This window comes from Kitasatospora sp. NPDC059571 (assembly GCF_042735675.1).
GTDB lineage: Bacteria > Actinomycetota > Actinomycetes > Streptomycetales > Streptomycetaceae > Kitasatospora.
This window is the reverse complement of the sequence record NZ_JBHWBW010000161.1, coordinates 5,727-15,170: the sequence shown is the minus strand read 5'-3', so window position 1 is coordinate 15,170 and position 9,444 is coordinate 5,727. Positions and strand designations below refer to the sequence as shown.

The following is a 9,444-nucleotide window of genomic DNA, read 5'->3' as shown; positions in this document are numbered from 1 at the left end:
GGGCCGGACCCCGTCCGACGCCGCCCGGCTCCGTGCCCTGCAGCAGTCGGCCGGCCTGGAGCCGCGGCGCGGCCCCGGTCGCGCCGGCCCCCACAACCACCCCCCCCCCACCCCCCCCGCGCGGGCCCGGCCCGGGGGCCGCCCCCGCCACCATGGAGAGATGAGCACCCCCGTGAACCCCACCCACCTCGCCGCAGACCTCGCCCTCGACCAGGCCAAGGTGACCCCCGGCCTGCTGGGCTTCGTGGTCTTCGCCGTCCTGGGCGTCGCCACCTGGTTCCTGCTGAAGTCGATGAACTCGCGCTTCAAGAAGATCGACTTCGTCGAGGAGCCGGAGACCCCCAAGGAGTAGCGGGCCGCGCCGCCCGGACGGCCCCGGCCCGGCCCGCCGATGCGCGAGGATGGGGCCATGCCGAACCGTCTCGCCGACGCGACCTCGCCGTACCTGCTGCAGCACGCCGACAACCCGGTGGACTGGTGGCCCTGGGGGCCGGAGGCCTTCGCGGAGGCCCGCCGGCGCGGGGTGCCGGTGCTGCTGTCCGTCGGCTACGCGGCGTGCCACTGGTGCCACGTGATGGCCCACGAGTCCTTCGAGGACGACACGCTCGCCGGCTACGCCAACGAGCACTTCGTCGCCGTCAAGGTCGACCGCGAGGAGCGGCCCGACGTCGACGCCGTCTACATGGAGGCCGTGCAGGCCGCCACCGGCCAGGGCGGCTGGCCCATGACGGTCTTCCTCACCCCGGACAAGGAGCCGTTCTACTTCGGCACCTACTTCCCGCCCGAGCCCCGGCACGGCATGCCCGGCTTCCGGCAGGTCCTGGAGGGCGTCACCGCCGCCTGGCGCGACCGCCGCGAGGAGGTCGCCGAGGTGGCCGGCCGGATCCGCGCCGACCTCGCCGAGCGTGCCGCCGTCTACGGCGCCGGCACCGGCGCCGTCCCGCCGCCCGGGGCGGCCGACCTGCACCAGGCCCTGACCGGGCTCGCCCGCACCTTCGACGAGAAGCGCGGCGGCTTCGGCGGCGCCCCCAAGTTCCCGCCGTCGATGGCCCTGGAGTTCCTGCTCCGCCACCACGCCCGCACCGGCTCCGGCGCCGCCCTCGAAATGGCCGGCCGCACCCTGGACGCGATGGCCCGCGGCGGCATCTACGACCAGCTCGGCGGCGGCTACGCCCGCTACGCGGTGGACGCCGACTGGGTCGTGCCGCACTTCGAGAAGATGCTGTACGACAACGCCCTGCTGCTCCGCGTCCACCTGCACCACTGGCGGGCCACCGGCGACGCGCAGTCCCGGCGGGTCGCCCTGGAGACCGCCGACTTCCTGCTGCGCGAACTGCGCACCCCCGAGGGCGCCTTCGCCTCCGCCCTGGACGCCGACTCCCTCGACCCGGCCACCGGCAGGAGCGCCGAGGGCGCCTACTACGCCTGGACGCCCGAGCAGCTCACCGCCGTCCTCGGCGCCGAGGACGGCGCCCTCGCGGTCGAGCTCTTCGAGGTCACCGGCACCTTCGAGCACGGCAGCTCCGTCCTCCAGCTGCTCCGCGACCCGGCCGACCCCGAGGCCCACCAGCGCATCCGCACCCGCCTGCTCGCCGCCCGCGCCGAGCGGCCCGCCCCGGCCCGGGACGACAAGGTGGTCGCCGCCTGGAACGGCCTGGTGATCGCCGCGCTCGCCGAGACCGGCGCCCTGCTGGACCGCCCCGACCTGGTCGAGGCCGCCGAACGCGCCGCCGACCTGCTGATCGCCGTCCACCTCACCGCCGACGGACGGCTGCTGCGCACCTCCCGCGACGGCCGGCCCGGCCCCAACGCCGGGGTGCTGGAGGACTACGCCGACCTCGCCGAGGGCCTGCTCGCGCTGTACGCGGTCACCGGCGAGAGTGCCTGGCTGGAGCTGGCCGGCGGTCTGCTCGACACCGTCCTCGCCCGCTTCACCGACCCGGCGACCGGCGCCCTGTACGACACCGCCGACGACGCGGAGGAGCTGATCCGCCGCCCGCAGGACCCGACCGACAGCGCCACCCCGTCCGGGTGGACGGCCGCGGCCGGGGCGCTGCTCGGCTACGCCGCGTACACCGGCTCCGAACGCCACCGCACCGCCGCCGAGCGGGCCCTGGGCATCGTCGGCGCGCTCGCCGGCCGGGCCCCGCGCTTCATCGGCTGGGGCCTGGCCGTCGCCGAGGCGCTGCTCGACGGCCCGCGCGAGGTCGCGGTGGTCGGCCCGGCCGGCGACCCGGCCACCGCGGCCCTGCACCGCACGGCCCTGCTGGCCACCGCGCCCGGTGCGGTCGTCGCGGTCGGCGAGAGCGGCACCGCGGACGTCCCGCTGCTGGCCGGCCGGCCGCTCCTGGGCGGCCGGGCCGCCGCCTACGTCTGCCGGCACTTCAGCTGCGACGCACCGACCGCCGACCCGGCCGAACTCGCGGAGCGCCTGGGGTAATTCGCATGCGCCCGGAGCCCGGGCCGCGGGAGCATGGGCCATGACCTGGACCACGACCTCCGATCCGGATGCCTTCCGGGACGCCGCGGCGGACTTCCTCACCGCCGACCCGGCCGCCAACACCGTCCTGCTGACCCTGTTCGACCGGATCGGCAAGGACGGCCCGCACGTCTACGGCGCCGCCGACCCGCTGTTCGGCTGGTGGCGCCGCGGGCCGTCCGGGCCGGTCGAGGGCGCCTTCGTGCAGACGCCGCCGTTCCCGCCCCGGCTGGGCCGGATGCCCGCCGAGGCGGCCGGTGCCCTCGCCGGGGCCCTGCACGACCGGGGTTTCGAGGTGACCGGGGTCGGCGGTGCCCGGGCCGAGGCCGAGGAGTTCGCCGCCGCCTGGACGGCCGCCGCCGGCACCCCGCCCGCCCGGGTGGTGGTCGAGGAGCGGCTGCACCGGCTCGGTGAGCCGGTGCCGCCGGAGCGTGAGCCCTCCGGCCGGGCCAGGCCGGCCGACCGGAACGACCGGGCGCTGCTGGTCGACTGGTACGGGGCCTTCCTGGCCGAGATCGCCGAGCACCGGCCGGCGGACGTGGCCGCCCTGGTCGACTCCCGGCTGGCCGACGGGGGGCTGTACCTCTGGGAGGACGGCGGCCGCCCGGTCTCCCTCGCCGGGGTGAGCCCGGTGATCGCCGGGATGTCCCGGGTCGGCCCGGTGTACACCCCGCCCAGGCTGCGCGGCCGCGGCTACGCCTCGGGTCTGGTGGCGGCCGTCTCGGCGCACGCGCCGGCGCTGGGCGCCCGGGAGGTGCTGCTGTACACCGACGTCGCCAACCCGACCAGCAACTCGATCTACCGCAAGCTGGGCTACCTGCCGGTCGCCGACCACGTGGTGCTGGAGTTCTGACCCGGCCGCAGGCCGGCCCCGGGGGCTACTCCCAGTCCCAGCCGATGCCGAGCAGGCAGGGGGCGAGCCCGGTCGCCACGAGGTGGACGCTGCGGTGGCCGTCCAGGGTCAGCTCCTCCGTCTCGTACGGCTGCTCGCCGGGGGAGCGGACGGCGAAGCGGTAGCAGCGCACCGGGAGCGCCGCCGGGTCGAAGCCGACCTGCAGGACGTACTGCCCGGCCCCGGAGTTGAAGCCGCGGACGTACTCGCTGCTGGGGGTCGCGGTCGGCGCGTCGTCGAAGCCGTAGCCGAGCAGGTGGGTGTCCCCGGCGCGCAGCCGGCGGTCCAGCAGCAGTTCGGCGACCAGCAGCCGGGCGGCGGGGTCGCGGCGGATCCGGCCGGGCCGGCAGTTCTCCTCGGCCCGGACGACCACGCGGTCGATGTCGGCCCCCGGGTCGCCCTGGTGCAGGGCGAGGTAGCGGTCGATGCCGTCGCGGTGCGCCCGCAGCGCGTGCTGGGAGTCGCGCCGCAGCAGCATCCGGTCGGCGCCGATCCGGATCCGCTCGATGTGCACCAGGGTGTGCAGCCCGGTGTCCGGCGGCCCGGCGATGGTGGCGAGGAGGTCGTCGACGGCGCCCGGGTTCCCGATCAGGTCGCGGTAGGGGAGGGTGGCCGGCCCGGACGGCTCGGCGGGGGTGCGGCGCGGGCCGAGCAGCCGGGTCAGCGAGTGCTCGGGCAGCTCCAGCACCTCCTCCAGGGCTCTGACCGCGCGCAGCGACTCCGCTCTCTCGGGCCGGCGGCGGCCCTGCTGCCAGTAGCTGAGGCTGGTCACGCCGACCCGGACGCCGCGCTGGGCGAGCCGCTGCTGCACCCGCTGGAGCGCGAGCCCGCGGGCGGAGATCGCGGCCCGCAGCGCGAGGTGGAACGGGCCGGTGCGGAGGACGGACGCGAGCTCGGGCTGGACGGTCTGCTGCATGGCTACCTCCCGGATGACCGTGAATATTCACACCTCGCGGCGGCGGTGTCATCAGGGCGGTGCCCGCGCCGCTGGTCGCGGCGGGCGGCGTTCACATCCGGAGGGATCCGTTCACTCCCCACCGGCCTTGCTCCGCAGGCGCGTTGACCCTGGTGGGCGCCGGTCGGATGCTCTTCGCACCGCGTCCGGACGCGCACCCCCACAGCTTCTTCCTTCGCCCCGCATGGAGGAACCCCCACATGCCAACTCCCCGGACACGCCTGCGCCGTGCGCTCTGTGCACTGACGCTGGGCGTCCTGGTGCCGGCCCTGACGCTGACCGCCGGCGCCCCGGCCCAGGCCGCCTCGAACATCCTCGGCATCACCATGCAACAGCAGCAGCAGGACAACTGGTGCTGGGCCGCGAGCGGCGACACGATCGCCACGTACTACGGCTACGGCTACAGCCAGAACCAGTTCTGCAACCTCGCGTTCGGCCGGTCGGTCAACAGCAGCTGCCCCAACAGCCAGGCGACCCTCGGCGACGTGCAGAACGCCTTCTCCCGGATCGGGATCGGCTCCGGCCGGTACGTCACCGGCTACCTCGCCTACGCCACGGTGCAGACCGAGGTGAACGCCGGCCGGCCGATGGAGACCCGCATCCAGTGGTCGTCCGGCGGCGGCCACATGAACGTCCTCTACGGCTACGACACCGCGAACAACTGGGTCTACTGGGGCGACCCCTGGCCGTCCGACTACCGCTACAACTGGGCGGACTACTGGTACTACGTGAACAACGGCTCGTTCTCCTGGACCCACTCCCTGTACCGGATCGGCGCGTGAGGACGGCAGCCATGACCGCATACCCGAGATACCTCGTCACCCTCGCCCTCGCCGTCGCCCTCGGGGTCACGGCCGCCCCGCTCGCGCAGGCCGCCGACGGCGCCGCGGCCCCCGCGCCGCTCGCCGGGGCGGACCTCGCGGCGGCCCGCGCCGCCGCCCAGGAGCCCACCGTGCTCGACCGGGTCGGGCACTTCTTCGCCCGCGGCGGGATCGCGCCCAACCGGCCGCTCGCGATCAGCCCGGCCGACGAGAACCGGGCCGCCGCCGCGGCCGCCCCGCGGCTGGCCGGGGACACCGACGCCGGCGAGCACCGCCACCCCGGCGGCGGGGGCGGGGCCACCCCGCCCCCTAAACCCCCCACCCCGGGGGGTGGGGGCCCCCCACCGCCGGGGCGCCCGTCGCCCGGGTGGACTTCGTGGCCAGCAAGGCGGTCGCCGCGGACGGCCGGGCGGCCTCCGTCTGGACGGTCCGCGACGGCACCGGCTGGCGGGTGGTGAACATCGCCTCCGGCGGCGACGAGGCCGACTACCCGGCCAGGGCGGCCGCGGGCGGCGGCGGCACCGCGTTCCGCGAGCCGCAGATCCACGCCTGGTACGTGCTGCGCGGCGACCGGGTGCTGCCGCTCAACGACGAGGCCCGCCGCTCGGTCGGTGCGGGCGGCGTCACGCTCGCCGCGTACCGGGCGCTGGTGCACGGGCGGTACGGCGACAAGCTGCCCGGTTCGGCGTACGACGTCTCGGGTGCGGGCGGCGGCTACGGACCGCAGGCCGCGCCGGCGCAGCGGGACGGGCTGCCGCTGGTGCCGACGGGCGCCGCCGTGGGCGCCGTGGTGCTGGCGGGGGCGGGGCTGGCCGTCCGCCGCCGGCACGCCCGGAGCTAGGGCTCGAGGGGGAGGCCCGGCGGTCGGCGGACCGCCGGGCCTCCCGGTGCGTCCGGACGGGTGCACCGCGCGCCCCCACCGGCGGTCTCGACCGGCTCTGCACGGGGATTTGATGCAACGTTGATCCCCCGTTCGCCTCGGGAGCGTGCTGCACATGTCACCGTAGGCGGGGAGCAATCTGACGGGCGGTCACATGGCGGGAGGCGAGTCGATGGCGTCGAGGGACGTGCAGGTCTGGAGCGGGGTGGTGGCGGTGGCCGCCGCCCTGGCCGTGGTGGCGGGCTACCTGCTCGGCGGCCCCCGCGCGGTGTGGACGGTGTCCGCGGCCGAGACCCTGCTCGTGATGGGCCACGTGGCGCGCCGCTTCCGGGCGAAGGCGCACATGCGCACGGCCGGCGAGGGCCCGGACGCGGACCACTGTGACCGCTGCCGCCGGGCCCGCGAACGCCTCGACGCCCGGGCCTGAGCGGGCCCGGGCGCCGCTGCGCGGTGCGGGTGTCAGACGGCGGCGGTGTAGGCGACGATCGAGACGCCGACGTACTGGACGACGAACGCGCCGAGGGTGAAGGCGTGGAAGACCTCGTGGAAGCCGAAGCTGCGCGGTGAGGGGTTGGGGCGCTTGAGGCCGTACACCACGCCGCCGAGGCTGTAGAGGCCGCCGCCGACGATCATGAGGGTGAGCACCGCGGCGCCGCCGGTGTGCAGGAAGTCGGGCAGGAAGAACGCGGCGGCCCACCCGAGCGCGAGGTAGACCGGCGTGTAGAGCCAGCGCGGGGCGCCGACCCAGAAGACCCGGAACGCGATGCCGAGCAGTGCGCCTCCCCACACCGCCCAGAGCAGCAGCTGCCGGTCGGTGCCGTGCAGCAGCAGGATCGTGAACGGCGTGTAGGTGCCGGCGATGATCAGGAAGATGTTGGCGTGGTCGAGGCGGCGCAGTACCGCCTCGCCACGGGCCCCCCAGGTGAAGCGGTGGTAGACCGCGCTCACGCCGAACAGCAGCCAGGCGGTCACCGAGTAGATGGTGCAGGCGATCCGGGCGGCGGTGGAGTCGGCGAGGCAGATCAGGACGATCCCGGCGGCCACCGAGGCGGGGAACATGCCGGCGTGCAGCCAGCCGCGCCACGTGGGCTTCACCGGTTCCGGGGCAGCGTCGGGCGCCGGACCGGCGGCCGTGGCAGTGAGGTCCGCAGTCATGCGCGACATCTTACGGAACCGTAGGTTACTGCCAGGTAGTCAGTGGCGAGCATCACTTTTAGACAATATGGAGTGTTAGGTAGGTCTCACTGCCGGGTCGCACACGGCCGGATCCTGCCGCTCGGGCCCAGAAAACCGTCCGTAATGGAGCAAGAATTCAAATCTTTTGGACTTCAAGTAGTAGGGGTGGCTGGTGTGCCGGGCTACGGTGTAACCACCCTCAACCCCCCGCGATGCCGTCTCCTGGCCGAGATGGTGTGAAACGGAGCGATCGTGTCGCCTCTGAAGTCTGCGCTCGCCGAGTCCGCGCCCACCCGCCACAAGGGTCTGCTGGCCTGGGTCGCCGAGATCGCCGAGCTGACCCAGCCCGACCGCATCGAGTGGTGCGACGGCTCGGAGGAGGAGTACCACCGCCTCGCCGAGCTGCTCGTCGCACAGGGCACCTTCCGCAAGCTCGACCCCGCGAAGCGCCCGAACTCCTACTACGCAGCATCCGACCCGACCGACGTCGCCCGGGTCGAGGACCGCACCTACATCTGCGCCGAGCAGGAGAAGGACGCCGGCCCGACCAACAACTGGAAGGCCCCCGCCGAGATGCGGGAGGTCTTCGCCGGCGAGAACGGCCTGTTCCGCGGCTCCATGAAGGGCCGCACGATGTACGTCGTGCCCTTCTCGATGGGCCCGGTCGGCTCCCCGCTGGCCGCGTACGGCGTCGAGATCACCGACTCCGCCTACGTCGCCGTCTCCATGCGCGTGATGACCCGCATGGGCCAGGCCGTCATCGACCAGCTCGGCGAGGACGGCGAGTTCGTCAAGGCCGTGCACACCGTCGGAGCCCCGCTCGCCGAGGGCGAGGCCGACGTGCCGTGGCCCTGCAACTCCACCAAGTACATCTCGCACTTCCCGGAGACCCGCGAGATCTGGTCCTTCGGCTCCGGCTACGGCGGCAACGCCCTGCTCGGCAAGAAGTGCTACGCGCTGCGCATCGCCTCCACCATGGCCCGCGACGAGGGCTGGCTGGCCGAGCACATGCTCGTCCTCAAGCTCACCCCGCCGAGCGGTGACGCCAAGTACATCGCGGCCGCGTTCCCGTCCGCGTGCGGCAAGACCAACCTCGCCATGCTCCAGCCCACCATCCCGGGCTGGAAGGTCGAGACGATCGGCGACGACATCGCCTGGATGCGCTTCGGCGCCGACGGCCGCCTCTACGCCATCAACCCGGAGGCCGGCTTCTTCGGCGTCGCCCCCGGCACCGGCGTGGACACCAACGCCAACGCGATCGAGACCCTCTGGGGCAACACCGTCTTCACCAACGTCGCGCTCACCGACGACGGTGACGTCTGGTGGGAGGGCCTCACCGAGCAGTCCCCGGCGCACCTCACCGACTGGCGCGGCAACGACTGGACCCCGGAGTCCGGCACCCCGGCCGCCCACCCGAACGCGCGCTTCGCCGTCCCGGCCGCGCAGTGCCCGACCATCGCCCCCGAGTGGGAGGACCCGGCGGGTGTGCCGATCTCGGCCATCCTGTTCGGCGGCCGCCGCGCCACCGCGGTGCCGCTGGTGACCGAGTCCTTCGACTGGCAGCACGGCGTGTTCCTCGGCGCCAACATCGCCTCCGAGAAGACCGCCGCCCAGGAGGGCACCGTCGGCGAGCTGCGCCGCGACCCGTTCGCGATGCTGCCGTTCTGCGGCTACAACATGGGCGACTACTTCGCCCACTGGCTGAAGATCGGTGCGCAGGCCGACGCCGACAAGCTGCCGAAGATCTACTACGTCAACTGGTTCCGCAAGAACAGCGACGGCAAGTTCATCTGGCCGGGCTTCGGCGAGAACAGCCGCGTGCTCAAGTGGGTCGTCGAGCGCCTGGAGGGCACCGGCAAGGGCGTCGAGACCCCGATCGGCGTGCTGCCCGAGGTGGACGGCTTCGACCTGTCCGGCCTCGACATCCCGCAGGCCGACCTCGACCTGCTGTTCTCCGTGGACGCCGACATCTGGCGCCAGGAGGCCGCGCTGGTCCCGTCCCACCTGGAGACGTTCGGCGAGCACACGCCGACCGAGCTGTGGGACGAGTACCGCAACCTGGTCAACCGCCTGGGCTGACCGTCCGGCAGGACGGCGACCGGCGAACGAGAGGGGGGCGGCGGGGTGGAGGGCTGGAACCCGCCCCCGCGATACGCCGCGGGCCCCCCGGCCCGCCGGGGCGGGGCCGCCGCGGGCGTCGCCCACCCGGGTGGCCCCGGGGGGGGGTTGCTCGGGGGGCGC

General features: G+C 74.4%; 9 protein-coding genes. 7 read left to right on the top strand and 2 right to left on the bottom strand.

Going from position 1 to position 9,444, the window contains the following annotated elements; genetic code table 11:
* Positions 1-160: 160 nt before the first annotated feature.
* From ACFV0G_RS19365 to ACFV0G_RS19355, 3 genes are read left to right on the top strand one after another with little or no spacing between them, the layout of a single operon-like run.
* Complete coding sequence (locus tag ACFV0G_RS19365; RefSeq protein WP_380548854.1) at positions 161-352, top strand: hypothetical protein; 192 nt, start codon at positions 161-163, stop codon at positions 350-352.
* A gap of 57 nt (positions 353-409) precedes the next feature.
* Positions 410-2,440 (top strand): thioredoxin domain-containing protein, encoded by a 2,031-nt coding sequence (locus ACFV0G_RS19360; protein ID WP_380548851.1) that lies wholly within the window; start codon positions 410-412, stop codon positions 2,438-2,440.
* Positions 2,441-2,480: 40 nt separating this feature from the next.
* Positions 2,481-3,332: a GNAT family N-acetyltransferase gene (locus ACFV0G_RS19355; protein WP_380548848.1), complete on the top strand. Its 852-nt coding sequence runs from the start codon at positions 2,481-2,483 to the stop codon at positions 3,330-3,332.
* A gap of 25 nt (positions 3,333-3,357) precedes the next feature.
* On the opposite strand, the gene ACFV0G_RS19350 is transcribed toward ACFV0G_RS19355, so the two are convergent.
* Positions 3,358-4,287, bottom strand: a complete 930-nt coding sequence (locus tag ACFV0G_RS19350) for a hypothetical protein (protein ID WP_380548845.1) — start codon at positions 4,285-4,287, stop codon at positions 3,358-3,360.
* A gap of 239 nt (positions 4,288-4,526) precedes the next feature.
* On the opposite strand from ACFV0G_RS19350, the gene ACFV0G_RS19345 reads away from it, so the two are divergent.
* The 3 genes from ACFV0G_RS19345 (at position 4,527) to ACFV0G_RS19335 (ending at position 6,454) form a co-directional block, all read left to right on the top strand.
* Positions 4,527-5,108 (top strand): papain-like cysteine protease family protein, encoded by a 582-nt coding sequence (locus tag ACFV0G_RS19345; protein WP_380548842.1) that lies wholly within the window; start codon positions 4,527-4,529, stop codon positions 5,106-5,108.
* A gap of 415 nt (positions 5,109-5,523) precedes the next feature.
* The gene (locus tag ACFV0G_RS19340) at positions 5,524-5,988 is read left to right on the top strand and encodes a hypothetical protein (protein ID WP_380548839.1); all 465 of its coding nucleotides are present in this window, start codon (positions 5,524-5,526) and stop codon (positions 5,986-5,988) included.
* A 211-nt stretch (positions 5,989-6,199) separates the two neighbouring features.
* Complete coding sequence (locus ACFV0G_RS19335; RefSeq protein WP_380548836.1) at positions 6,200-6,454, top strand: hypothetical protein; 255 nt, start codon at positions 6,200-6,202, stop codon at positions 6,452-6,454.
* 32 nt (positions 6,455-6,486) lie between these two features.
* Here the strand turns inward: ACFV0G_RS19335 and ACFV0G_RS19330 are convergent, their stop codons facing one another.
* Positions 6,487-7,191, bottom strand: a complete 705-nt coding sequence (locus ACFV0G_RS19330) for a hemolysin III family protein (RefSeq protein ID WP_380548832.1) — start codon at positions 7,189-7,191, stop codon at positions 6,487-6,489.
* A gap of 273 nt (positions 7,192-7,464) precedes the next feature.
* Here ACFV0G_RS19330 and ACFV0G_RS19325 point away from each other — a divergent pair, with 273 nt between their 5' ends.
* Complete coding sequence (locus ACFV0G_RS19325; RefSeq protein ID WP_380548857.1) at positions 7,465-9,282, top strand: phosphoenolpyruvate carboxykinase (GTP); 1,818 nt, start codon at positions 7,465-7,467, stop codon at positions 9,280-9,282.
* The last annotated feature ends 162 nt before the right edge of the window (positions 9,283-9,444 follow it).

What these genes read in the sequence shown, in the direction of transcription:
- ACFV0G_RS19350 (WP_380548845.1), bottom strand. Translation starts at nt 4,287, where the DNA reads ATGCAGCAGACCGTCCAGCCCGAGCTCGCGTCCGTCCTCCGCACCGGC.
- ACFV0G_RS19345 (WP_380548842.1), top strand. Translation starts at nt 4,527, where the DNA reads ATGCCAACTCCCCGGACACGCCTGCGCCGTGCGCTCTGTGCACTGACG.
- ACFV0G_RS19335 (WP_380548836.1), top strand. Translation starts at nt 6,200, where the DNA reads ATGGCGTCGAGGGACGTGCAGGTCTGGAGCGGGGTGGTGGCGGTGGCC.
- ACFV0G_RS19365 (WP_380548854.1), top strand. Translation starts at nt 161, where the DNA reads ATGAGCACCCCCGTGAACCCCACCCACCTCGCCGCAGACCTCGCCCTC.
- ACFV0G_RS19355 (WP_380548848.1), top strand. Translation starts at nt 2,481, where the DNA reads ATGACCTGGACCACGACCTCCGATCCGGATGCCTTCCGGGACGCCGCG.
- ACFV0G_RS19360 (WP_380548851.1), top strand. Translation starts at nt 410, where the DNA reads ATGCCGAACCGTCTCGCCGACGCGACCTCGCCGTACCTGCTGCAGCAC.
- ACFV0G_RS19330 (WP_380548832.1), bottom strand. Translation starts at nt 7,191, where the DNA reads ATGTCGCGCATGACTGCGGACCTCACTGCCACGGCCGCCGGTCCGGCG.